The organism is Ferruginibacter sp. HRS2-29 (genome assembly GCF_024343615.1).
Lineage (GTDB): Bacteria > Bacteroidota > Bacteroidia > Chitinophagales > Chitinophagaceae > Ferruginibacter.
In genome coordinates this window covers 100,523-126,318 of the sequence record NZ_RJUB01000124.1, presented here as the reverse complement: position 1 = coordinate 126,318, position 25,796 = coordinate 100,523, and the positions used below count along the sequence as shown (strand labels likewise).

The following is a 25,796-nucleotide window of genomic DNA, read 5'->3' as shown; positions in this document are numbered from 1 at the left end:
AAACTGGAAATTATAAAGTACAACTTTGAACCTTGAACATTGAACCTTATCAACCTTTTACCGCCAGCCAGGCCATCATCCCCATCCCGTTTTCAATCGCATTTTCATCAATATTAAATGTCGGTGTATGCACGTTGCTCGTGATGCCTTTTTCAATATTACCTACTCCAAGCCGGAAAAAGCATCCCGGTACTACATGTGTATAGTAAGCAAAATCTTCTCCTCCCATCCGCAATTCCGTTTCGCTTACTTTATCTTTCCCGGCAAACTCTTCGGCCAGTTTTCGTGCATTTGCGCTGAGCGCTTCGTTATTGAAAACAAACGGATAACCCACATCTACTTTTATATCTATTTCCGCCCCCATTCCCGTAACAAGATCGGTAGCCTGTTTTACAATGAGTTCGTGTGCTTTGAAACGCCACTCTTCATTCATTGCCCTGAAAGTACCCATCAGCTTCACTTCCGAAGGGATCACATTCGTAGTATTCCCTCCCTGGAAAGACGTGATCGACAGCACAGATGGATTGAAAGGATTGTTATTCCGGCTGATGATCTGCTGCAGGCTCACTATCAGTTGCGATGCAATAAGGATCGTATCCGCTGTAAATTGCGGAGCGGCGGCATGCCCGCCTTTTGCCTTTATGGTAATGTATATCTCATCGGCACTCGCCATCACCATCCCGCCGCGAAAACTATATTCGCCTACCTGCAGCCCGGTGTGTACATGCAGTGCGAAGATCTTTTCGGGAACAGGATTTTCCAATGCCCCTTCTTTTATCATGTAGCTGGCGCCACCGGGATTTTTTTCTTCGCCGGGCTGAAAGATCAGCTTCACAGTACCCTCCCACTCATCTTTTGTTTCGGATAATATTTTTGCAGCACCCAGCAAACAGGTAGTATGCACATCATGCCCGCAGGCATGCATTACTCCGGGATTTTTTGAAACATAGTCTACTTTATTCTCTTCCAGAATCGGCAGTGCGTCCATATCCGCACGCAATGCAACAATACGGCTATCCGGATTTTTACCTTTGATGATACCCAGCACACCGGTGGTGGCCAATACCTCGAAAGGTATATCCCAGCCCTTTAATTTTTCCTGTATGAACCTGGAAGTTTCATACTCGAGATAACTCAACTCGGGATTGGAATGTATATGATGCCTCACGGCAATGAATTCTTCTTTGTAACGGTCTGCCAGTTCTTTAATCTTTTCAATCATGCACTTCGATTTTGCTACTGTGAAGTTAAAAAATAAGAAACATAAAATAAGGAATATTAAATAAGGAAGTCCGGAGGCCGTACGATTTTAAATCAGTACGAAATCCGGACTTTCTTATTTCTTATTATAAATTTCTTATTATTTATGCTTACTCATCATCCTGCGGAGCATTCTTATCAGGTTTTACTTCCACCACTTCCGGCACCAGGTAAATATTCCCGGTCACCAGTTTGCGTTTCAGCAATTCGTTGCGCATTTTTTCCGCATCTGCTTTTTCTACAAAATTTCCGAATTTAAGTTTGATGTACGGCGACTGGAAACTCATATAAACCCCCTGGTCAGGATATTGCTGCAGCAGTTGCGTACGTAGTTTCATAGCCAGCTCCCTGTCGCTGCTGCTCAATACCATCAGGCGAAAACCTTTAGCGGTACGGCTGTTGCTGTAAGCCAGGGCTCCGTTGTACTCACCCATTTTTTTACCGAGAATGTCTATCCTCGGGTCTTTATTGATGGTGACTACCCCCAACGGAATAGTATCATTTGTGGCAGTTTGTGCTTTTGCCGCCGCAAAGAAAGCAATGGATAGGGTTAATAAGAGTACTTTTTTCATTCTTTATTTTTAACTGCCCGCATAGAGGCAAAAATCGTTCCAGCTATTATTTAGCAGCTGTTTTGATAAGTTTTTCGGCATGACTGCTCCAGATAAAAGCCGCGCCCTCTTCCAGGAGGCCTTTTGCAAATATAGGGTCATTCACGTTTCCTGAAGCTACTACCTGAATGGCGTCGGCCAAATGCTTACGGATAAGTTTGATCGTTTCCCTGCTGGCGCCCCTGTCCGAGTAACCGGTAGAGGTAATGATAAAATCTACCCCCGCAATGCCGTAAAGGTCGCAGCATTTGGTGATCTCATCATCTGTAAGCAAACCGGTTTCTAAAATGATACCGATACTCTTTTGCTTGCTTTTTACCACCGGTAAGATCGCGTTCAGTTCATGCGCCAGGTATTGCCAGTCGTTATTTTTTAAAGCCGCAATGTTGATCACCACATCCAATTCGTCAGCTCCATCCAAAATAGCCAGCACGATCTCTGCAAGTTTCGCCTCCACGGCACTATATCCAAAAGGGAAACCGATAACGGTGGCAAGTGTAATGTTGCTTTCGCCGATGAATTCCTTTGTTTTTTTTATGAACAAGGGTGGCACGCAAATTTTTGGAAAGTTGTTCTCTTTTGCTCCATCGCAGATTTTCTCTACAACTTCAAGAGTAGTTACAGGCGATGTTATAGAAGCAATAATATTGGAGTTAATACTCATTTTTGAAATTTCAAGCTGTTGGATTTTTTTTTAACCGCGGAGAACAAGAGAAAGCAGAGTTTGCGCAGAGACCTCTGCGTAGGCTCTGGCCACTCATGTTCTCCGCGGTTAAAAAAAGTTACGAAGAAACGATGCAACTATTCCAGTTAATAACCGGGCGCCGAGCCCCCGATATTTTCAATGGGATGCCAGGTGGTTTTAACTTCCTGCGTATCCATGATAAAATAAGGTGACTGCCCTTTTTCCGACAACCAGTTGATACTATCGTAAACGGTTACACGCTTTAAATTCAGCGCCCCTTTTTCCCGGATCAGTTTTTTTACGGCTGCATCTTTTTCGCAGAAGATCATCGCATTTACATCCATATGATCGGCAAAATAAGGCGCCAGTTCGCTTACTTTCCCGGTAAGTATATTGATCACCCCACCCGGAACATCCGATGAATTGAGCACTTCAGCAAATGTAACTGCACATAAAGGTTTGGTATAAGCTGCCAAAACGATACAGGTATTACCGCCGGCAATAACAGGTGCAATCACGGACACAAGCCCCAGCAGCGAATCATTTTGCGGAGCAATAACAGATACCACCCCGGTTGGTTCCGGAACGGAAAAATTAAAGTGAGAAGATGCCACCGGGTTTACCGCACTAAACAATTGCTGAAATTTATCGCACCAGCCGGCGTAATAGATCAGCCTGTCGATGGATAATTCCACTTCTTTTTCCGCCTGCACCCTCGTGGAATCCTGCTTAACCAGTTCGTCTACAAATTGTGCTTTACGGCTTTCCAGCATTTCGGCAATGCGGTACAATATCTGGCTGCGGTTAAAAGCAGCTCGTGAGCCCCAATCGCCAAATGCAGTACGGGCGGCTATTACAGCATCGCGAAAATCTTTGCGGGAACTCAGGCAAACATTTGCCAGCACTTCCTTTTTATTGTTCGAAGCAGTGTAATACCTGCCCGATTCTGTCCGCGGAAATTTTCCACCGATGTATATTTTATAGGTCTTCAACACTTCCAGCCTGTCTGCAGGCGCAGCAATGTTTTTCTGTGGTGCTGATTTTTTCGCAGTTTTTTTTATAGTAACTGTTGCCATAATGAACATTTTATTACCTATCTAAATTGCAGGCAATTATTAATTCTTAATTATTAATTATTAATTCAACCTAAGTTGAGATAAGGTGCCAATCCATGCAACCCTCCTTCCCTTCCATAACCGCTTTCTTTGTACCCGCCGAATGGGGATGTAGGATCAAACTGGTTGAATGTATTTGCCCAAACCACGCCAGCCCTGAGTTTGGTGGTAAGGTTGAATATCTTCGACCCCTTATCTGTCCACACACCCGCCGAAAGTCCGTAAGGTGTATTATTCGCTTTTTCAATCACTTCATCATCCGTGCGGAAAGTCTGGATAGTAAGCACCGGGCCAAAAATCTCTTCCTGTGCTATCCTGTTGGATTGTGCAACATTGGTAAAGATCGTTGGCCTGCAGAAAAACCCTTTGGATGGTATTTCCACATTTGCCTGGTACATTTCCGCTCCTTCCTTCTGTCCTATCTTTAAATATTTGTTGATGGTGTTCAATTGTTCTTTCGAATTGATGGCGCCGATATCCGTATTCTTATCCATCGGGTCGCCAACGATCAATGTTTCCAGGCGGTCTTTCAATTTTCTTACCACTTCTTTATATACTGATTCCTGCACGTACAACCTGGATCCGGCGCAGCATACATGCCCCTGGTTGAAGAAAATGCCATTGATCACCCCTTCCACTGCCTGGTCGATCGGCGCGTCATCAAAAATTATATTGGCAGCTTTACCGCCGAGTTCCAGCGTTGCTTTTTTATTCGTACCAGCTATCGCTCTCTGTATGATCTTGCCCACATCTGTTGAACCGGTGAAGGCGATCTTATTGATATCCGGGTGATTTACAATAGCTGCCCCGGTAGACCCTGCCCCCGTAATGATATTGACCACACCCGGCGGCAGGTCCGCTTCCCGGATGATCTCTGCCAATTTTAATGCGGTAAGGGAAGTATTTTCGGCCGGTTTCAATACCACCGTATTACCCGTTGCCAAAGCCGGCGCTATCTTCCATGCCGCCATCAGTAAGGGGAAATTCCATGGAATAATTTGCCCGGCAACGCCCAATGGTTGAGGATCTTTCCCCGGAAATGCGTAGGCCAGTTTATCTGTCCAGCCTGCATAATAGAAAAAATGATTGGCTGCAGTAGGCACATCAAAATCGCGGCTTTCGCGGATGGGTTTGCCACCGTCCAGCGTTTCTATCACGGCCAGTTCCCTCGCACGTTCCTGTATCATCCTTGCTATCCGGAAAATATATTTTCCCCTTTCACTTGCCGGCATTTTTTTCCAGTACTTGTCTGATGCAGCCCTGGCGGCTTTCACGGCCTTATCAACATCCGCGGCATTCGCGTCGGCTATCTCCGAAAGCTTTTCTTCCGTAGCCGGATTGATGGTACTGAAATATTTTTTGCTCTGCGGCTTTTCAAATTTCCCGTTGATGAACAGATCATAACGGGCATCGATCGTGGCGGCGCTTTTACTTTCCAACGCGGGGGCGTATTTGCGGGCAGAATCGAATTTCAATTTCAATGTATTATTCTTGGTAGTTGCCATAATAATTGTTTAAAAGGTTCAAGAGTTTCAAAAGTTCAAAATGTCCTTTCGATTTGTTACTCCTTACCTTTATATTTTTCTCCTTTTAAATCGGAAGACTGTAAATAGTTATTAAGTTTTTGTATTAAACCGCTGATCTTTTTAGCTTGTTCACTTAACCCCTCGAATTCTTGCATGCTTATATAATTCCGATCCAATGCACGATAGAGCTGTGATCTTAGTTCTCCGCAGGAGGCTTTACCGACATAAAGAAATTGTATAAATCCCTATTGCCGTCTCTTTCAAAACCTTCAGCAATATTATCCATAATTGAACCTGCTGATCTTTCTATTTGATTGATCAGTCCATAATTTCTTCGAAATCGCTCGCTATCAATAAGTTTCCCAACTTCCAGATTCAATTTCCTGGCTTCCTGCCACGAAATGATATCTTCAAAACATTTAATCGTTGCCATAACCTACTCTCTTCTTATAACATTTCCAATCTTAAAATACTATCCTTCCTGATGAACTTCCCAAACCTTTTGAACATTGAACCTTTAAACCTTTTGAACCTTTAATCTATCGCGAAATAGTCCTTCCCCTGGTATACACCCGTCTTTGCTTTCATCACCTGCATCAGCACATCGTTTGCAAGGCTGCTGGCGCCAAAGCGGAACCACTGGTTGTTCATCCAGCTTTCGCCCAGTGTTTCATTCAGCATCACGAGGTAATGCAATGCCAGCTTGGATTTGGAAATACCACCGGCAGGTTTCATGCCGATCATCTTTCCCGTTTTATAATAAAAATCACGGATCGCTTCCAGCATCACCAGCGTTACAGGCATGGTAGCCGCGGGACTTATTTTACCTGTAGAAGTCTTGATAAAATCGGCCCCTGCATGCATGGCGATATCACTGGCTTTACGCACTTTATCGAACGTGCCCAGTTCACCCGTTTCAAGGATCACTTTCAATCGTGCATTGCCACAGGCTTCTTTGATGGCTGCAATTTCGTCGAAGACAAAATTATATTCACCTTCCAGGAATTTGCCGCGGCTGATCACCATATCGATCTCATCGGCCCCTTGTTGAACAGCAAACTTTGTATCACGGATCTTGATATCACGTGGTGCTTGTCCGCTGGGAAATGCTGTTGAAACCGACGCCACTTTTACCCCCGAATCGCCCAATGCGAGCTTCGCGGTCTTCACCATGGATGGGTACACGCAAACAGCGGCAACAGTAGGCAGCCCTTCAAATGCATCGTGCAGGTGCATCGCTTTGTAACACATCTGTTTCACTTTCCCTTCCGAATCTTTTCCCTCCAGCGTAGTAAGATCAATCATGTTGAGCGCCAGCAAAAGCCCGTTCATTTTTGTTTCGTTCTTAATGCTGCGTTTGGTAAATCGCGAAGCCCTTTCGATGATACCTACCTGGTCTACCCGGGGAGACTGGCTGAAATCGGGCTGGTATGAGATTATTTTTTCCGGCATAGTCAATGTTGTAAGTATCAAATTTAAGGAATTACCCTTAATTGCCACAGTTAGCTACTCGAACATCGGATAATTCAAAATAGCTGTCAGCCTGAGCTTGTCGAAGGCTTGCTCATTTTTACTAAAATCGCCTTCGACAGGCTCAGGCTGACAGCCAGGAAATTAAATTTTTATAGTGACGCGAATATTGTCTTAACTTTTAACCCCCAAACAAGTTCAAAATGTTCAAAAGTTCCAAATTTCAAGATGTTTTCGAACATTTTAAACTCTTGAACATTTTGAACCTTTTAAACCTTTTAATATGCGAATACCTGAATCAGAACTGATCCTCGATAAACGTGGTGCCATCTACCACATAGGTGCCAGGCCGGAAGAAATAGCCGGAACCGTGATATTGGTGGGTGATCCCGACAGGGTACCTGTGGTGAGCAAACACTTTGACTCCATCGAATTCAAATTGCAGCACCGCGAATTCATTACACATACGGGTTATATCGGCAAAAAAAGGATCACCGTTTTAAGCACCGGTATCGGCCCCGACAACATCGATATCGCCATGAACGAACTGGATGCCCTGGCAAACATCGACCTGGAAACAAGGACTTTAAAGCCCACCCTCACCTCTCTGAACATATTACGGTTTGGTACATCCGGTTCGCTCCGCGAAGAAATTCCTGTAGATAGTTTTGTGGCAGGCACTCACGGACTGGGTTTCGACAATGTCATGCATTTTTATAAGATACCAAATACTGCCAGCGAAAATAATATCCTCCATGCCTTTAAAGGCCATACGGATCTTTCTGTAGGCCATGTGATACCATATATTTATGAAGGCTCCCCTTCTCTTTTAAATGTATTCAACGAAGGTTACCACCAGGGAATAACCGTTGGCTGCCCGGGCTTCTATGGCCCGCAGGGAAGGATACTGCGGCTGGAACTTGCCTATCCGGGATTGATCGACAAACTCACTTCTTTCAGGTACGAAGAACATTTTGTTTCCAATTTCGAAATGGAATCATCTGCTATTTATGGTTTGGGAAAAGCATTGGGACATCAATGTATAAGCCTTAACGCCATTGTTGCAAACCGGGTGGTGAAAGAGTTTTCGAAAGATAGTGGCCTTGCGGTAGAACAATTAATTCAGCAGTCTTTGAATATTATCGCAGACAGCATTTAATGGATAATTTTATAATGCATAATGGATAATTTACTTTCGAAGTGAGATCATTCCTTTTAATGTAAATATTCCCATCCTGAAGCATTATCAATTATCCATTATAAAATTATCCATTAAATTAACCATCATCCAAAATAAACTACTATGCTAAAATGTAAGCTGCTGCTCATCTTTGTTCTATTGGGTTGCTTCTCACTGCCTGCTTTCTGCCAGGAAACATTCCCGGTAAATGGTGTCGCCGATAAACGAACGGGCACTTATGCATTCACCAATGCCACCATTGTAAAAGATTCTAAAACAACGCTGCAATCGGCCACGCTGCTCATTCGGGAAGGGCGTATCATCGAGGTTGGTACAAAAGTGAATATCCCTGCCGATGCGATACAGGTAGATTGTAAAGGCAAATATATCTATCCATCCTTCATAGATATATTCAGTGATTATGGCATCGCGGTACCTCAGCGTCCGCAGGGCAATTTCAACTTCTTTGCGCCGGCGCAACTTACCAGCAATACCAAAGGCGCTTATGGCTGGAACCAGGCCATCAAGTCGCAGGTCAATGCCGACGAGCTTTTTAATAATGACGACAGCAAAGCCAGGCCATTGCGTGAGCAGGGATTTGGCTCGGTACTCACCCACCAGAAAGATGGCATTGCCCGCGGCACCGGGGCATTTGTAAGTCTCGCCAACAAAAGCGAGAACCTTACCATCCTGCAGCAAAAAGCAGCGAGTTATTATTCTTTCAACAAAGGCAGCAGCACACAATCTTACCCGGGCAGCATGATGGGTTCCATAGCATTGCTGCGCCAGACATTTTTGGATGGACAATGGTATAAAGAAATGATGAAACAAGGCGGCAAACCTGCTACCGAAGGCGTAAACCAGAGCCTGCTGGCATGGAACGAAAATCTTTCGCTGCCACTGATATTTGATGCTGGTGATAAATGGAACGACCTGCGAGCAGACAGGATCGGTGATGAATTTGGCGTGCAGTTCATCATCAAAGCCGGCGGGAATGAATACCAGCGCATCAGCGAAATGAAAGACACCAAAGCGGGTTTTATCCTCTCGCTCAATTTTCCGCAGGCAATGGATGTGGATGACCCTAACGATGCAAGATTTGTGAGCCTCGCCGATCTGAAGAACTGGGAAATGGCCCCTTCCAACCTGGCGGCTTTTGAAAAAGCAGGCATCGACTTTTGTATCACTACGGCCGATCTGAGAGATACAAAACAATTCCTGGCGAATATCCGCAAAGCGATAGAATACGGGCTGAGCGAATCAAGGGCATTGGATGCACTTACCAGAACACCTGCTGCCATGATAGGTTTTTATGGAGCGCTTGGCAGTTTAGAACCCGGTAAAATCGCCAGTTTCCTTATTACCAACGGCCCCGTGTTTGCAGAAAAGACAAGCATTTTACAAAACTGGGTCCAGGGTGAAAAATATATTGTGAAAGATGAAATTGCTTCTGAACTAAAAGGCACTTATAATTTACAACTGACTTCTGCCAGCGGCAACAAGGCTTATACATTAGAAGTAAAAAGCAGCAATGCTGCAGATGTTTACGCAAAAGATACTGTGGCAGCCAAATTTTCTTTTGATGGAAAAATGGTGAAAATAAATTTCAACGAAACAAAAAAAGGAAAGAAAGGATACCGGCTGAGTGGTGTGAATAATGGAAAAGAGTGGAACGGATCTGGCACAGATAGTACCGGAAACACTATAGTATGGACCGCAACATTTGTAAAAGATGCAGTAGCCAAAACAGATAGCGCAAAGAAAAAAACAGCTCCTGTTATAGGTAAACTGACTTTCCCCAACATGAGTTATGGCTGGGAAGAAATGCCGAAGGCGCAAAACATGCTGATCAAAAATGCGACGGTATGGACGAGTGAAAAAGAAGGCGTGCTGCAGAATACGGATGTGTTGGTACAGAATGGAAAAATTGCCTCGGTGGGAAAAAATCTCGCCGCCGGAAATGCAGTAGTGATCGATGGTACAGGCAAACATCTTACCGCAGGCATCATTGACGAGCACTCACATATTGCGGCAGCATCTATCAATGAAGGCGGCCAGTCGGTGACTTCGGAAGTGCGCATCGGCGATAATCTAGACCCCGATGACATTGATATCTATCGCCAGCTGAGCGGTGGTGTTACCACATCACATATCCTTCATGGAAGCGCCAATACGATTGGCGGGCAAACCCAGCTGATCAAACTGCGTTGGGGTGGCAATGACAACGATATCAAATTTAAAGGTGCCGATGGTTTTATCAAGTTCGCCCTTGGCGAAAACGTAAAACGTACGCCTGCGCAAAACAACAATCGTTTCCCTGATAGCAGGATGGGTGTACAGCAGGTACAACTGGATGCATTTACAAGAGCGAAAGATTATGAAACACAGCTGAAAAGCCCTAATGCAAGATACGTGCGCAGGGACCTTGAGCTGGATGCATTGGTAGAGATCATGAATAAAAAAAGATTCATCACCTGCCATAGTTATGTGGCCAGCGAGATCATAGAAACGATGCGCATGGCGGAGCAATTTGGATTTACCGTAAATACATTTACGCATATTCTTGAAGGATACAAAGTGGCCGATAAGATGAAAGCACATGGCGCCAATGCCAGTACTTTCAGCGATTGGTGGGCATACAAGATGGAAGTACAGGATGCCATTGCCTACAATGCAGGCATCATGCATGGAGTAGGATTAAATGTAGCCATCAACAGCGATGACGCGGAAATGGCCCGCAGGCTCAACCAGGAAGCGGCAAAAAGTATCAAGTACAGCGGCATGAGCGAAGAAGATGCATTAAAAATGGTGACGATCAATCCCGCGGTGATGCTGCATATCGACAAGCAGGTAGGAAGTATAAAAGCAGGTAAAGACGCCGATCTTGTATTGTGGAGCAACAATCCGTTGAGCGTTTACGCGGTAGCGGAAAAAACGATCGTGGATGGCACTTTGTATTTCGACAGGGAAAGGGATAAACGACTGCGCCAGCAGGTATTGAATGAAAGAACCCGTATCATTCAAAAAATGCTGGATGAGAAAAAAGGCGGTGGCCCTACAACCCCCGCTACGCCAAGCTTCAGGAAGGTGAATGAATGTGAAGATCACATGCACAAGCATGGTTTGCTGGTGGAAAACAGTGAAGAATTAATAATTAATAATTAATAATTCAATCATTCGAAATTCATTCCCGGACTGTCACCCTGAGCTTGTCGAAGGAAATATCATCCTGAGCTTGTCGAAGGAAATATCATCCTGAGCTTGTCGAAGGAAATGTCATCCTGGGCTTGTAGAAGGAAATATCATCCTGGGCTTGTCGAAGGAAATGTCATCCTGGGCTTGTAGAAGGAAATATCATCCTGGGCTTGTAGAAGGAAATGTCATCCTGAGCTTGTCGAAGGATAATACACTTAAAATATTTTAAATAAAATCTAATGAAAAAATATATCGTCCTATTCCTGTTGTTCGCCGGACTGAAAGGCTTTGCACAGGATAACATTTCACCGGCACCGGTTTATAAAGGGTTGCTTTTTATAAAAAATGCGACCGTTCATGTGGGCAATGGCCAGGTGCTGGAAAATACCACGATACAGGTAAATAACGGCAAAATTGAAAAGATCGGCGCAAACCTTCCCATCCCCGCAGATGATGTAAAAGTATTTGACGCCACCGGCAAACATGTATATCCTGGTTTGATCTTATCCAATACCAACATAGGCTTGAGGGAAATAGGCAGCCAGGTAAAAGGCAGCAATGATTACAATGAGATCGGCGAACTGAACCCGAATGTAAGAAGCATCGTGGCCTATAATGCCGATAGCAAGATCATCAATACGTTGCGCAGCAACGGAATTTTATTCGCCAACATTGCACCACAGGGATCGTTGCTGGCAGGCAGCAGCAGCGTGGTACAATTTGACGCATGGAACTGGGAAGACGCCGTTTACAATATGGATGACGGTATGCATTTTTATATGCCATCCTTATTGGTACGCCCTAACCGCTTTCGCCAGAATGCGGGGCCGGACAGCGATCCGTTGAAAGAGGCATTGGACAGGATCGAAACAGTAAAGAATTTTTTCCGCGATGCAAAAGCCTATTCAGCGCATACGGGTGACCGTACTGCCACAAACCTGAAACTTGCTTCGGCAAAAAAATTATTCAGCAAAGAGCAACGATTGTTCATCCATTGCAACACGGTAAAGGAAATGCTGGTAGCCATTGACTTTGTAAAAGAATTCGGTTTCAATGTAACAGTTGTTGGCGGAAGCGAAAGTTTTCAGATCGCCTCTTTACTGAAGCAAAATAATATTTCTGTCATCCTGCAACAATTGTTCAGCCTGCCTACCAGCGATGATGACGATATAGACCAGCCATTTAAAACCCCTGCTGTTTTGCAAAAAGCCGGTGTACTCTTCGCCCTTACCGATGAAGACGGCCAAACTACCGGCCGCAACCTGATGTTCAACGCAGGCCAGTCCGTGGCTTACGGGCTCAGCAAAGAGGAAGCGCTGCAGGCTATCACACTGAATGCCGCCAAAATATTAGGCATCGCCGACAAGTCCGGCAGTGTGGAAGTTGGAAAAGATGCCAACTTCATCATCAGCAATGGCGATATTCTGGATATGAGAACAAGCGTAGTTACAAAAGCGTTTATACAAGGCCGTGATGTAGACCTGAATGACAAGCATAAAGAGCTGAATGATAAATACAAAAAGAAATACGGGATAAAATAAAAATTACGAATTAAACATTACGAATTACGGATTGAAACCATCATTCGTAATTCGTAATGTTTAATTCGTAATTTCTACCCTTTCTTCCCTTCTTTCGCTTCTATCATCCTCATGTGTTTGGCATCCTGTAAGAATTCGGAGGCGAAAATAAATTCGTTGAGTTGTTGGTTATCGGAGAAAATGATCTCCTGGCTGTTGCCTGTCCATTCTTTTTTACCATCTACCATGTAGAGGATATTATCGCCGATCTCCATCACACTGTTCATATCGTGGGTATTGATAACGGTAGTGATGTTGAATTCCACGGTAAGTTCCTTGATCAGTTTATCGATCACCATCGATGTTTTAGGATCAAGGCCCGAGTTGGGTTCATCACAAAAAAGATATTTAGGATTGAGCACGATCGCCCTTGCTATACCTACCCTTTTTTTCATACCTCCACTGATCTCTGCAGGAAATTTTTTGTTCGCATCTTTCAGGTTTACCCTTTCCAACACTTCATTCACACGCTTCATCTTTGTAGTGTTGTTGTCGTTGGTAAACATGTCCAGAGGAAATTTGATATTATCTTCCACCGTCATGCTATCAAACAGGGCCGACCCCTGAAACAGCATGCCTATCTGCTGGCGCAATAGTTTACGCTCGTCTTCCACCATATCGGTAAAGTTCACGCCGTCGTAGATGATCTCACCTTCATCGGGCTCAAATAAGCCTACCAGGCATTTCTGCAATACCGTTTTACCACTGCCGCTCGTACCTATGATGAGATTCGTCTTGCCCGTTTCCATCACGTGGCTCACCCCATCGAGAACGACCTTGTCGCCGAAGCTTTTTCGTAAATCTTTAAATTCAATCATAAAGAAAGTTCAAAAGTTTAAAAGGTTCAAAAGGTCAACAGTTCAAAAGGTTCAACAGTTCAAAAGGTTCAAAAGGTTCAACAGTTCAAAAGGTTCAAAAGGTTCAACAGTTCAAAAGGTTCAAAAGGTTCAACAGTTCAAAAGGTTCAAAAGGTTCAAAAGGTTAAACAGTTCAAAAGGTTAAAAAGGTTCAAGGTTTAAGGTTTAAAAGTTTAAGAGCTCAAAGGTTGACGGCTTCACAAACGTTTTGAACCTCTTGAACCTTTTGAACCTCTTGAACCTCTTGAACTAAAGAAGAGCTGCTGCCAGGATATAATCCGACAATAAAATAACGATACACGTCACTACCACAGATTTCGTGCTGCTACGGCCGATCTCCAGCGAACCACCTGTTACGTAATATCCAAAATAGGCAGGTATGCTGCTGATAAAAAATGCAAATGTGTAGGCCTTTATGAGGGCGAATGTGACGTTGAAGGGCATGAAGGATTCCATCAGCCCTTTATCGAAAGTGTCGGTAGATAAAATTCCGGCCGCAGAGCCGGCAAAACGGCCGCCGTATATTCCCAGCACCATCGCAAGGATCACCATCAATGGAATAGTTACCAATGCTGCCGCTATCTTCGGCATCACGAGGTATGTTTTTGTATTGATCCCCATGATCTCGAGTGCATCAATTTGTTCACTCACCCGCATATTACCCAGTTCGCTCGCGATCTTACTGCCGATCACACCGGCGAGTACAATACACACCAAGGTAGGCGCAAATTCCAGTATCACCGTGTCGCGTACGATCTGCGCAATGGTACTCTTTGAGATCAGCGGGCTCACCAGCTGGTAAGCAGTCTGCACCGTACTCACCGCACCCATAAAGAGGGAAATGATGCTCACGATGCCCAGCGACCCCACACCGATATCGGCGCATTGATGCATGAATTCCTTCCAGTATAGCTTGGCATTTTCAGGCTTGCTGAACATGCCTTTCAGCATCAGGAGATATTTGCCTAAGTGTGTAAAAAAGTTCATTCGGTTCAATTATAATATGAATTCAGCTTATCGTCAAAATAGCTGTCATGCTGAGCTTGTCGAAGCACAACCCCGTTATCAAATTCTGTCTTCGACAAGCTCAGACTGACAGTCGAAGAATAGTACCATTATTATGCCGTAGTTTTCGGCCTACGTTTCCACCATTTGCTTTTACGCATTTCCTCCTTAGCGTCGGTCTTGGTTTTGCCTTGCGCATCCACCACCGCTATCACCACCATGTTGTAGATACTGCGGATGCTGCTGCCCAATTGCAACACATGCACCGGTTTGTTCAACCCCAGCAAAATAGGGCCGATGCTGTCCGCGCCGCCAACTTCCTGCAAAAGGTTGTAGGCGATGTTACCAGCCGCGAGATTGGGGAAAATAAGTGTATTCACGTCACCATTCACCAGCTCGGTAAAAGGATAATTCTCTTTCAGTATCTCTTTGTTGAAAGCAAGGATCCCCTGCATTTCACCATCGCACACCAGGTCAGGATCTTTTATCTTAACCAGTTCGCGGGCTTTGCGTACTAAAGCGGCTTCAGGGGAATCGCTGCTGCCGAAATTAGAATAGGAAAGCATCGCTACTTTGGGAACGATATTGAACTGTTTCACTTCTTTTGCCACCAGCAAAGTGATCTCTGCCAGTTCTTCGGCAGTAGGATTGAAGTTGACCGTTGTATCTGCCAGGAACAGCGGGCCACGTTTTGTAAATAACAGGTACATGCCGGCGATCTTTTTTACGCCAGGCTCGGTACCGATGATCTGCAATGCAGGCCTGATAGCATCCGGGTAATTGCGGCTCAGCCCGCTGATCATACAATCGGCGATGCCCGTTTCCACCATCATACAGCCGAAGTGGTTACGCTCCCGCATGATCTTGTAGGCTTCATAACGGTTGACCCCTTTACGCATCCGTTTCTCAAAAAATACTTCTCCAAACTGCTTACGCAATTCTTCCGTTTCCTCCCCTTTAGGGTCAATGATCGGCATATCATCCAGGTCGATAGAGTTCAATGCCGCTATTTTCTTTATCTTTTTCTCATCACCTAACAGTATCGGATACCCGATTTTTTCATCCTGTACCAGCTGTGCGGCTTTCAACACTTTCGCGTTTTCAGCATCGGCAAACACAACGCGTTTCGGATCCCTTCTTGCTTTGTTACCAATAACACGGCTGAGCTGGTTATCCAGGCCGAGGCGTTTGTTGAGCTCAATTTCATAGGCCGGCCAGTCGGTGATCTGCTGACGGGCTACCCCGCTTTCCATAGCAGCTTTCGCTACTGCCGGTGCCACTGTTGCCAGCAACCTTGGGTCAACCGGTTTGGGAATAATATAATCTGCGCCAAAGGCGATGTTCTTTTCGTTGTAAGCCAGGTTCACGATATCCGGCACAGTGGTTTTGGCCAGTTCTGCCAAAGCCTTTACTGCAGCGAGTTTCATCGCTTCATTGATTTGCGTTGCACGTACATCCAATGCCCCGCGAAAAATGTAAGGGAAACCCAATACGTTGTTTACCTGGTTAGGATAATCGCTTCTGCCGGTGGCCATGATGAGATCTTTGCGGGAAGCCACGGCCAGTTCGTACGTGATCTCCGGATCAGGATTTGCCATAGCAAAAACGATGGGGTTCTTCGCCATCGTTTTGATCATTTCAGGCGTAACCACATTTCCTACACTCAGGCCTACAAACACATCCGCATCTTTCAATGCTTTGGCCAGATCATAGTCTTTGTATTTTTCTTCAACAGTAAACTGTTGTTTCAGCTCTTCAATATCCTTCCGGCCTTTGTGCAGTACACCGTCTTTATCAAACAAGATAAAATTGGAGGGTTTTGCGCCAAGCGATGCGTACAGTTTGATGCAGGCCATTGCAGCAGCGCCTGCGCCATTGATCACAAATTTTACCTTATCGATCTTTTTCTTTTGTATTTCCAGCGCATTCAGCAATGCCGCCGAAGAAATGATGGCAGTGCCATGCTGATCGTCGTGCATCACGGGGATATTACATTTTGCCCGCAACTCCTGCTCTATGTAAAAGCATTCCGGAGCTTTGATATCCTCGAGATTGATGCCGCCAAAAGTTGGTTCCAGGGCTTTTACGATCTCTACAAATTTTACGGGATCGGTTTCATTGATCTCGATATCGAATACATCTATATCTGCAAATATTTTAAACAACACCCCTTTCCCTTCCATCACCGGCTTGCTGGCACCGGGACCGATATTTCCCAAACCGAGTACGGCCGTACCATTGCTGATCACCCCTACCAGGTTTCCTTTGGCCGTGTATTTATAAATATCGTCGGGATTGGCAGCTATCTCTTTACATGGCTCTGCTACGCCGGGAGAATATGCGAGGGAAAGGTCCCTCTGTGTTTTTGCTTCTTTGGTGGGAATAACCTCGATCTTACCGGGTCTGCCCTTGGAGTGATATTCTAATGCCTGTTGTTTTCGAAGTTCGTTTGACATAAATCTTTTTATGTATGATGTATGATCTATGATCTATGATGTATGATCTATGATCTACGATGCCCGGTTTTCTTTACAAGTTGAAAGTGAACATTAAAGGCTGCAATTTAGTCATTTTAGGTTTGGTAATACCGAAAGATGTATGATCTATGATCTCTTTCGGATCGGATGAGTTCCCAAAAGCATAAGTACTTCAAATCCAAAGAGATCACAGATCATAGATCATAGATAATACTCTGTATTTCAGCTTGCTTTGGCTTTAAATCCCCAGGTGATGGCAAAATCCGCCACAATATTTTCCTCTTTATCCTTGCCAACAGCCCTTACGGTAACGGATACACTTTTTCCGGACGACATGGCTTCCCTCACCACTTGCTGTATCCTGCTGCCTTCGTCGCAGGTAAAAGTGGTGATGCCAGAAGCTTTTTTGATGAAGTTGGCTTCCATTTTCAGCACAAGCATGCTTACAGCAGGTTTTTGTTCAAAAGTACTGGCCATGGCCAATACACCGGTGCTCATTTCGGCCGCCATGGAGAGGCAGGCGAAATAAGTACTGCGGAAAGGGTTTTTTGAGAACCATTTGTAGGGTACCGTCACCAGGCATTTTTCTTCATCCACATAGCGTACACGTACCCCGCTGAAATAGGCGCTGGGCAATTTTGTCAGCAAAAAAAGGCGAAACTTGAAAGGATGTGTGACCAGTTGGAGAAACTTGGGGCTCATTATATTTTTTTTATTACACGAATTAAAGTGAATTACACGAATTAGCGAAGATCATTTGTTAGAAGCCGTGGTGTGGCCTCCCGGCCAACCACGTAACTTTTAAAGACACGAATTGTATTCACGAATTATACGAACTGGTGAAGACCGGGGTGAAGATAACTTAATGTAAACTACCAGCATCCGGCAACCAGCATCTTATTTAAGAACCCCTCAAATTAAAAAAGCTCCCAAAATAAAGGAGCTCAAATTATATAGCGCTAACAACTAACAACTATTTACTCCCGTACATCGCCGGATCCAATGCATGCGGCGTCCACATTTCCAGGAACGATTGTACTTTTCGCTGATCGTAACTTTTTTTCCCGTCTTCGAGGTATTCGCTGTTTTGTGTGTGGATACGTTCGCCTTTTTCATTTAAAATGATAAAGGAAGGAAACCCGAAACGCTGTGGGTACCCGAGTTTGGCAAGGGTGGCCTTGTTCTCATTTTCTTTGCTGTAATTGAGGTGATACCATACAAAAGAGGAGTTGATCACCGAATCGATCTTTGGATCAGCTTTCGCGAAGCGGGCAAACTCGATGCACCATTTGCACCAGTTGCCACCGGCTTGTACCAATACATATTTATGTTCGGCTTTTGCTTTGGCTACCGCAGCGGCGAGGTCTTTTTCGGCATTGGCGGAGGGATCGTATAATTTGGTTTCCTGTGCCAGTAATATGTTTACGAAAAGGATAAGCGTGAGGAGGAGGGTGAGTTTTTTCATACAACAAAATTAGGAAAAGTATTACACGAATTAAAGCGAATTACACGGATGATGAAAGAACGGGCATTGCTGTGTTCCTCGCAGTGACTTTCGGAACAGACACCCGGAGGTTTTGAAAACCTCCGGGGTCATCTCCGCTCAGATCAAAGTCCCCTTCAGGGGATTTAGGGGTTCTTATCTATATCCACGATCGTGGCCACCACGCTATTCTGATCAGCCGCCGTTTTGAAATAAATACTTCCATTGGCGCTGTTGCTGAACGAAACATTTTTGATCGCATTGGCAGCCACTGCTTCATTCACCTTTGCCGCAAAATCGGCCTGTGTGCTGGCATTGATGGCATCATTCAATTTTTTATAATCCAGTTCGGTTTTGCTCACCACGATCGCCATGATCTCTTTGTTGCCTATATCATCTGCCTGGATGGATTCTTTACGGGGAAACAACCGGTAACCGGTGATGCCGCAATAAGCGGAATGGATGGGTTTGTATGGAAACAACACGGTGCTTTTTCCTTCTATCGGCGTGAAAATATAGATATAACATTCCAGTGCATTTTTGATCTCCATCTTGAATTTAGTACCCTTCTTAATGGGCGCCACGGTATGAAAAACATTCCCCGTGCCCGCTTTCAACGCAATAGGCTGCTTGTTTTCATTGTTGATCAACCCGACAGTACATTCAAAAGCCACATTGAGCGCAGCGCCCCTTTTGGCCAGCGGATCGAGGCCATAAGCTTCTCTTACAAATTCTTTGAAATCGCCGTAGCGTACATAGGCAATACCATTTTGTCCCCATTGCGGGCCCCAGCTGTTCATGATCTGGAAAGCGCCGCCTTCTACCCTGTCGTCGTACCCTATCACACACATGGCATGCCCGCCAAAGCCCATCTGCTGCCGGTCTTCTCCACTCGGGTGCCATACTTTCTGTCCCATCATTTCCTGCATGAACGAGCCTCCTACCATCATGCCGATCACCACCGGCGCATCTTTGGCCAGGTGCTCCTTGATAGCACGGATATTGATCCCGTTCACATCATCACTTTCAGTAAGACGGTGAAAGCCGTGGATCTTGTTGGCAGAGGCTTCCTGCAGTAAAGAGTTGCTCGCCTGCCTGCTGCAGTCATTTTCATCGTATTGAAAATTCTCCATTTTCACGGCGCCTTTGGTCTGCATAAATTCCATGGCCCGCTGTATGTACGATCCCTGGCAATCTTCCAGGGCAATATTGTTGTAGAGAAATGCCGGGCTGTAGGCCAGCTGATCGGGCGGGGTGCGTGTGCTGGCGGCTTCCAGTACGGTACGTGCCGCATAAGCGCTGCTCCAGGCTACACAGCTTCCTTGTTTGCCCTGGTCGCCACGTTGCGGGGCAAAAGCCGCCAGTGATACGGCTTCCGGCAACGGATTTTTGGTATTATCATCTTCGAGGCCTTCGTACACCTTCGCCTTTTTAAATTCTTCAGGATTGTAATTATACCCGCTCTGCGAAAAAAGATTCTGCACGATGGAGTTGGCGCCACCGCCGCCCATATTCTTAAAAACAAAATATCCGCCCACTGCCAGGATGATCAGCAGGATCATTCCTTTGCCGCCTTTGAAAAGACTGAACAAAAGGGGTAAAAAAGCGATCAATCCGCCCCCCATTCCGCCACCGCCGGTGTTTCTTCCACCACCACCGCCGGAATTATCGTTATAATCTTCCTGTTCATTTGGATCGTCATCCACCATACGAAGTGCCATAGTAAGTTTAATTTAGTATTTAAATGTACAGTTATAATTTATAAATGCATATTATCCCTTGCGAGATTTTTTGCTGAATAAAAATAGTTTGTAACTTGTAGCAGTCACTTAAACCTGACCTATGAAAATATTATACCGCATCTTCCTTTTTTCTTTTTTTCCCGCATTCATTTTTTATTCCTGCAAGCAGGATGATCCGCCGGTGTCTGGCAAATTTTGCTGGCAATTAATAGATGCCACCGGAAATCCGCTGGGCACCGTATGCAATAAAACCGCTGCGGAAATGAGTGCCACATTCAGCAACCCCTGCTCATATTATAAGTATGACGAAAAATTCTGCTGGCTGGTCAATGACTCCCTGTTTTTCATGAACATGCCCGAAGTTGGCATACGCCTCACCATGAACTGTTTTTATCAAAAACCAACGTATACAGCTGTGAAGGTGAGTTGTGATTATTGTAAAAAATTTTTTCACCGGCTGAAAAAAACTTACAAGCTTGATAACAGTTTTACTTACTCGCAGATCACCGTTCAACAATTTTGCGGCAATACGGCGCAAACGCTTTTCCCCGGCAGGCAGATCATAGAGAAGGAAACAGCAGATTCGTTGATCGTGAGGCAGTTTAGCGGAGATGGGATACAGTGGTAAGTTCAATGGATAATTTATAATTGATAATCCATTCAACTGAAAGTTCCTTTGGGCATTCGTTGAAGTTCGCCGTTGTTGGTGATAACACCAACAACGGCGAACTTCAACAAAATATTTTCAATCAGCAGTAGCTCGGGGCACATGAAATTCTAATTCCCAACCTGCATAAAGCCCTGTTCCTTGTGTGCAATGCTAAAGGACAACCGTAACACAAAATAAAAAATATGATAAGACTATTAGTTGCCGACAATTCAAAAAAAAGTATACTTGAAGAAACCAGTTTTGGTGGACTTCCTGTTAAAGAAATTGACAAAATAGTTGAATGGCCTAAATGCAGAACCTGCGAAGCTGAAATGCAATATCAAGGAAAGATTAAAACGGACATTGGAATTGAATTGATTTTTATGTGCAATAATGACCCCGGAATGTGTGACGACTGGGATGCCGAAGGTGGGGGAAATAAAGCTATTATTATTGACGAAAAAAATCTTGAGTTTTTCAAACCTACTGACGCTAAATTATCAATCAGAGAAACAGAATATGGAGTAACCATAGCTGAAACTGAAAATGTTGATTATGACAGCGCCAGAGAAAATTGGGAAGGAAATAAAAGAGATGTTTTGGGACAGCTGTATGGAGAACCAAGTTGGATTCAAGGCGACGAAACGCCGGAATGCGATTGTTGTAATAAACCTATGAGATTTGTGGCTCAATTGGAAGAAGGTCCAGACCATAGAACAGCAATGAATTTTGGTGGCGGTGGTGTTGCTTACTTGTTTGACTGTATCAAGGGCAAGACTGCAAAATTTCTATGGCAGAGCTAAAATAGCCTGCACACAACAAGGGTTTTTACTTGTATTTGCGAAACCGGGGAATACTTTCGGATATTTTTTTTAAATATTGATGATAAATCGTTTAGAAAAAATTCGTAATGTGCATGTAAGATTAAGTTCCGTCAACTTATGAGTTAGCGGTAATTTTGGTGTAATCGAAGAAATTCCAACCAGACAATAAAAAGCTATAAAAGAATGGGACAAGAAATATGTTACATAATTACTACTCAAATTGAAAATGCAATACCAATAGATGTTGTCCATTTTAAAGAAAAGAATTGTGTGATTATACCTCTTTTAATGGGGCATTCCGAATATGAAACAATGGTGTCTGTAACATCTGACGCTTTAACTGTAGAAGAATTTATGAATACTATTATTCATTATACTCATGAATATCCAACAAAGAAGGTTTTTGATTTTATTTCGAAGGCAGAACTAAAAACATTTGGAATAGCATATTATGGTCAACATTTTATAGTTCCGGAAGATTCGGTACCAATCTTATTTATTGATAATAAAAAAACAGAGATACATTGGGAGAACTTTATGAATGAAATTCACCAAAAATTAGGAAGCGAATTGAAGTATTACGAGTTATTAAAAGACGAGGAAAAATATCGGGATTTTTACATTGCTGAAACTTATTATTTCAGACAATTAGAAAAAAACTACCGCTAACAAAAGGTTTGCCGCAAAGCTGGCGGACGGAATAACAATCATCCGTTGTACTATATCATCTAATATTGGCTTGAGCAAATTCTATTGGCTTTAGTTGTTAACTTCATCATTCGTTTTTCAATCGGGTTAAGTTGCCGGGCTGACAATAGCGATAACCCCAGCCCTGTGGCGTATCACACTTATCGATCTTCTCATAGAGCATTAATGAATGCCCCACCAGGGGCATTTGTATTTTACGGTTTTTAGATTTTTCGCCGTTGTTGGTGTTATCACCAACAACATCATTTTTCGCCGTTGTTGGGGAGCACCAACAACATCATCTGACAAACCTATTTAACTACACCAATATTTGTAAGCCCCGCCATAGGCATTTATATTTTACGGTTTTTAGATTTGCATTTTTGAAATGAAATTGTTAGTATTGGTGTACCGTAACCTTATGCTCTTCACTGGGAATATTTTTTTCAATAAACATACTTGTATTTACGAAGCTGGAAGTGGGCTCGTATATTCTTTTAAATAGCTGCTGCACAGGGGTTTAAAAAATATGCGCATGGGCAGACTAAGGTTTGGCTTCGTACATTTTTTGAGTTAGCGGCAACTCTGAGAGACACCATTACTATAATCAAACTACTGTTATATTCAATTTAATAGGACACCATGTATACAATTCCAGAAGAAATAATGGACTATGTTAGAAATCATTTTGCAAACTGTAATAATCAACTTGCACAATCATTATCTATGTTCCCTGGAATTAGGGAAGAGTCATTAGACAATAATTTTATTGCGTATTTTTCCAAGTTTGGTGGACCTGTTAGAGTAAATCCGAATTGGAATGTCCGCTTTGAAGCTCACTTTATTGGCGGAGGTCGACATTATGAAACATGGGAAGTTGCTGATATTGGGCTGATGGTTATTTTTAGAAAGAAAGGCAAAATTGTCAGAAGTAAAATGGCTTTTCTTCAATCCAAAAAATTGTATGCCGATAATGTCAAGGTTCCTGAAAGAGACCCTTACGGTAGAATGGGCATGGGACGACTTCTAGACACTAAAGCTGAACATTTAGATAAAGTAAAAATGAGAACTTTGAAATTTGAAGAAAAGTCAAAGTATAAAGCTTTCAAAAAGGAAAGTGAACAGCAACATGCAATGTCTTCTTTTCAGACAAGATTTGGAATAAACATGTATTACTTGTTTTATAACCCATTAACAATTCCTCATACCATTACATCTCCATTTGAAGGACAACTTGATATGGATGAAAACAAAGTTGGATGTAGAGTTATGACGAAAGATTTTTTAGATGAAGCGTTGACAATCCATCCCAAAAATCACATGCCCTCATATGGTGACATTAAGTATATGCTAACCGGAGAGTTTATGAATGAAGAACATACCGGGGGTTGGCGATTCGAATATTTCGTAGCTGACTTAATTATGAGATGTAAAGAAGGCTTGATTGACGACTCTCCAAATTTCGAGACTTTACAAGAATTACTTTACCAAAAGTCAAGTCCAATTTCCGCCGCACTTTCAATAACAATTGACAATGAAGATGAATAGAACTGCAGCTAACAGGCGGTTTGGAATATGGCTGGGCGACGAATAAAGCCACGCAATAGAATAACAATGAACTTTTATTTATAAATCTTACAGCGGTTACGGGCTGACGATTTTCAAATACCGCCACATCGCCAAGCCGTATCCGTTGTGCATAATTTTAAAACACTAACAAACAATATTTAAAATTAAAAACAAAACAAAATGGAATCAAAATTTAATCTACCATTAGACTTAAATAACAATACAAGCCTAAAAACATTTTTAATTTCTTTGGAAGATTCAAAATCATTCAAGAGCCTTTCTAAGGAAAAAACAAAACTTCCTATAACGGCAAGTGAAATATTATCTATGCTCAATGACCCTATATTTAAAAAAACTAGCAAAGATTTAGTAATTAAATATGTGCAAGTAAAGGATGGGAAATATCCAGTCGAAAAACTAAAATCCGAAGGAAAAGAGTTTCATACTTTACTGACAACAAAATATCCTGTTGGTTACAAAAGACTTCAAGAATGTGCTAATGATATAATTTCAACTGAATTAAAGTCTTTTGAGACAGATGTAGCAACAGATATTGCAATTGCAGTAGAAGCTGTTGTAGCTGCGACAGTTTGGGCAAATGTTGCAGCCGTAACACAAGTTGCTGTTGCTGCTGCAGCTGTTGTAGTTGTTGGTGTATTTGTTATTTAATAGATTCAAAAAAACCTTATGTACATACGACCACAAATACTATCATTAATAACTACACATCAATGCACTGCAGCTTGCGATCATTGTTGTTTTCATTGCACACCAAAAATTACTAAATCAATCCCCATTGAAAGACTTCACACATTAATAGATGAAGCATCTGAAATTGGTAGTATAAAAGTTGTTGTCTTTACAGGTGGTGAGTGTTTCCTTCTAAATAGAAATTTAGACGATTTAATCAAAAGAGCAACTTCATACAATCTTAAAACAAGATGTGTGACAAATGGTTATTGGGGAACATCAAAAGAATCAGCTACAAGTAGAATTAGAAGAGCTTACGATTCAGGATTAAATGAAATTAATTTTAGTACAGGGACATTTCATAGTAAATATGTCAAGAAAGAGTATGTCTTAAATGCAGCATTGGCAAGTTTAGAACTAAAAATGAGAACTGTAATCAATATTGAGATTTTTAAAGGTGATGATTTTAATGCTGATTTTTTCTTAAAAAACGAGATTCTAAATTCATATCAAAAAAATGGACTCTTAACCATACAAAGAAATGTTTGGATGCATAATGAAGGCGAAATAGATTTTGAATACGAAAGAAAGCATACAAGATTTGAGGAAAAAAATAAAACAACCTGTTCAACAGTGTTAAATGTTATAACAGTTAACCCTGACCAGAATTTAATAGCCTGTTGTGGCTTGCACCTTGAAAAAATTGCAGATTTATCACTAGGTTCTATAAAAAATAAAACATTAAAGGAGGTTATTGAATCACAACAACCAGATTTATTAAAAATTTGGCTACACGTTGAGGGTCCTGAAAAAATACTTGACTTTATTAAAAGCCATCACCCCGAATATGAACTACCTGTTAATTCAGTTCACATTTGTGAAACTTGTTTACACCTATATACTGATGATATCGCCAAAAAAGTGCTATCTGAAAATTATAAATTAATAGAAGAGAAAATATTAGATAAGTATTATTCAACACTTGCTTTAGGATATTTATCAGATAATAAATTTGAAAATGAAGTGGAAAGCGTTTTTGCATAATTATAAACACAATAATATGGAAAAGGAATCTTGTTTTTATTTTGATATGACACCGATATTAACTGATGCTTTAGGGATTGCATACAATAATTGTGATGAGTGTAGGAAATTCCTATTACAATGGCTTCCCTCTAAATTAATAAAATC

21 protein-coding genes and 1 pseudogene are annotated in these 25,796 nt (G+C 42.9%); 9 read left to right on the top strand and 13 right to left on the bottom strand.

Features of this window, described 5'->3' with window-relative positions:
• Positions 1 to 49 precede the first annotated feature (49 nt).
• The 7 genes and pseudogenes from EGI32_RS12790 to deoC (EGI32_RS12760) all read right to left on the bottom strand — a co-directional run bounded on the left by EGI32_RS12790 (position 50) and on the right by deoC (EGI32_RS12760) (position 6,649).
• Positions 50 to 1,222 carry a M20 family metallopeptidase gene (locus tag EGI32_RS12790; RefSeq protein ID WP_255155754.1) on the bottom strand — a complete coding sequence of 391 codons (1,173 nt, stop codon included), beginning with the start codon at positions 1,220 to 1,222 and terminating at the stop codon, positions 50 to 52.
• A 148-nt stretch (positions 1,223 to 1,370) separates the two neighbouring features.
• The gene (locus EGI32_RS12785; protein WP_255155753.1) at positions 1,371 to 1,832 is read right to left on the bottom strand and encodes an SPOR domain-containing protein; all 462 of its coding nucleotides are present in this window, start codon (positions 1,830 to 1,832) and stop codon (positions 1,371 to 1,373) included.
• A 46-nt stretch (positions 1,833 to 1,878) separates the two neighbouring features.
• Positions 1,879 to 2,535, bottom strand: coding sequence for a deoxyribose-phosphate aldolase (gene deoC / locus EGI32_RS12780; protein ID WP_255155752.1), 657 nt, complete (start codon positions 2,533 to 2,535; stop codon positions 1,879 to 1,881).
• 146 nt (positions 2,536 to 2,681) lie between these two features.
• Positions 2,682 to 3,632: an aldehyde dehydrogenase family protein gene (locus tag EGI32_RS12775; protein WP_255155751.1), complete on the bottom strand. Its 951-nt coding sequence runs from the start codon at positions 3,630 to 3,632 to the stop codon at positions 2,682 to 2,684.
• Between the two features lie 65 nt (positions 3,633 to 3,697).
• On the bottom strand, positions 3,698 to 5,176 hold the full coding sequence (locus EGI32_RS12770) for an aldehyde dehydrogenase family protein (protein ID WP_255155750.1): 1,479 nt from the start codon (positions 5,174 to 5,176) through the stop codon (positions 3,698 to 3,700).
• Positions 5,177 to 5,232: 56 nt separating this feature from the next.
• Positions 5,233 to 5,630: pseudogene (locus EGI32_RS21375) on the bottom strand (four helix bundle protein).
• A 101-nt stretch (positions 5,631 to 5,731) separates the two neighbouring features.
• Positions 5,732 to 6,649, bottom strand: coding sequence for a deoxyribose-phosphate aldolase (deoC, locus tag EGI32_RS12760; protein ID WP_255155748.1), 918 nt, complete (start codon positions 6,647 to 6,649; stop codon positions 5,732 to 5,734).
• 301 nt (positions 6,650 to 6,950) lie between these two features.
• Here deoC (EGI32_RS12760) and EGI32_RS12755 point away from each other — a divergent pair, with 301 nt between their 5' ends.
• From EGI32_RS12755 to EGI32_RS12745, 3 genes are all read left to right on the top strand, one after another.
• Positions 6,951 to 7,826, top strand: coding sequence for a nucleoside phosphorylase (locus tag EGI32_RS12755; protein ID WP_255155747.1), 876 nt, complete (start codon positions 6,951 to 6,953; stop codon positions 7,824 to 7,826).
• Between the two features lie 144 nt (positions 7,827 to 7,970).
• Positions 7,971 to 11,012: an amidohydrolase family protein gene (locus EGI32_RS12750; protein WP_255155746.1), complete on the top strand. Its 3,042-nt coding sequence runs from the start codon at positions 7,971 to 7,973 to the stop codon at positions 11,010 to 11,012.
• A gap of 269 nt (positions 11,013 to 11,281) precedes the next feature.
• A complete protein-coding gene (locus tag EGI32_RS12745) occupies positions 11,282 to 12,583 on the top strand; it encodes an amidohydrolase family protein (RefSeq protein WP_255155745.1) in 1,302 nt (433 codons plus the stop codon).
• A gap of 74 nt (positions 12,584 to 12,657) precedes the next feature.
• Here the strand turns inward: EGI32_RS12745 and EGI32_RS12740 are convergent, their stop codons facing one another.
• From EGI32_RS12740 to EGI32_RS12715, 6 genes are all read right to left on the bottom strand, one after another.
• A complete protein-coding gene (locus EGI32_RS12740) occupies positions 12,658 to 13,440 on the bottom strand; it encodes an ABC transporter ATP-binding protein (protein ID WP_255155744.1) in 783 nt (260 codons plus the stop codon).
• A gap of 288 nt (positions 13,441 to 13,728) precedes the next feature.
• On the bottom strand, positions 13,729 to 14,466 hold the full coding sequence (locus tag EGI32_RS12735) for an ABC transporter permease (protein WP_255155743.1): 738 nt from the start codon (positions 14,464 to 14,466) through the stop codon (positions 13,729 to 13,731).
• Positions 14,467 to 14,597: 131 nt separating this feature from the next.
• Positions 14,598 to 16,940: an NADP-dependent malic enzyme gene (locus EGI32_RS12730; RefSeq protein WP_255155742.1), complete on the bottom strand. Its 2,343-nt coding sequence runs from the start codon at positions 16,938 to 16,940 to the stop codon at positions 14,598 to 14,600.
• Between the two features lie 243 nt (positions 16,941 to 17,183).
• Complete coding sequence (locus tag EGI32_RS12725; protein ID WP_255155741.1) at positions 17,184 to 17,663, bottom strand: DUF4442 domain-containing protein; 480 nt, start codon at positions 17,661 to 17,663, stop codon at positions 17,184 to 17,186.
• A 271-nt stretch (positions 17,664 to 17,934) separates the two neighbouring features.
• The gene (locus EGI32_RS12720) at positions 17,935 to 18,426 is read right to left on the bottom strand and encodes a thioredoxin family protein (RefSeq protein WP_255155740.1); all 492 of its coding nucleotides are present in this window, start codon (positions 18,424 to 18,426) and stop codon (positions 17,935 to 17,937) included.
• A gap of 164 nt (positions 18,427 to 18,590) precedes the next feature.
• Positions 18,591 to 20,165, bottom strand: a complete 1,575-nt coding sequence (locus EGI32_RS12715; protein WP_255155739.1) for a C1 family peptidase — start codon at positions 20,163 to 20,165, stop codon at positions 18,591 to 18,593.
• 121 nt (positions 20,166 to 20,286) lie between these two features.
• Between EGI32_RS12715 and EGI32_RS12710 the strand changes: the two genes are divergently transcribed.
• From EGI32_RS12710 to EGI32_RS12685, 6 genes are all read left to right on the top strand, one after another.
• The gene (locus EGI32_RS12710) at positions 20,287 to 20,814 is read left to right on the top strand and encodes a hypothetical protein (protein WP_255155738.1); all 528 of its coding nucleotides are present in this window, start codon (positions 20,287 to 20,289) and stop codon (positions 20,812 to 20,814) included.
• Between the two features lie 224 nt (positions 20,815 to 21,038).
• Positions 21,039 to 21,638, top strand: a complete 600-nt coding sequence (locus tag EGI32_RS12705) for a hypothetical protein (RefSeq protein ID WP_255155737.1) — start codon at positions 21,039 to 21,041, stop codon at positions 21,636 to 21,638.
• Positions 21,639 to 21,842: 204 nt separating this feature from the next.
• Complete coding sequence (locus EGI32_RS12700; protein ID WP_255155736.1) at positions 21,843 to 22,328, top strand: hypothetical protein; 486 nt, start codon at positions 21,843 to 21,845, stop codon at positions 22,326 to 22,328.
• 660 nt (positions 22,329 to 22,988) lie between these two features.
• Entirely contained in the window at positions 22,989 to 23,894 is a 906-nt protein-coding gene (locus EGI32_RS12695) for a hypothetical protein (protein WP_255155735.1), read from the top strand.
• 201 nt (positions 23,895 to 24,095) lie between these two features.
• Positions 24,096 to 24,584 carry a hypothetical protein gene (locus EGI32_RS12690; protein ID WP_255155734.1) on the top strand — a complete coding sequence of 163 codons (489 nt, stop codon included), beginning with the start codon at positions 24,096 to 24,098 and terminating at the stop codon, positions 24,582 to 24,584.
• A gap of 18 nt (positions 24,585 to 24,602) precedes the next feature.
• A complete protein-coding gene (locus tag EGI32_RS12685; RefSeq protein ID WP_255155733.1) occupies positions 24,603 to 25,649 on the top strand; it encodes a radical SAM protein in 1,047 nt (348 codons plus the stop codon).
• Positions 25,650 to 25,796: the final 147 nt, after the last annotated feature.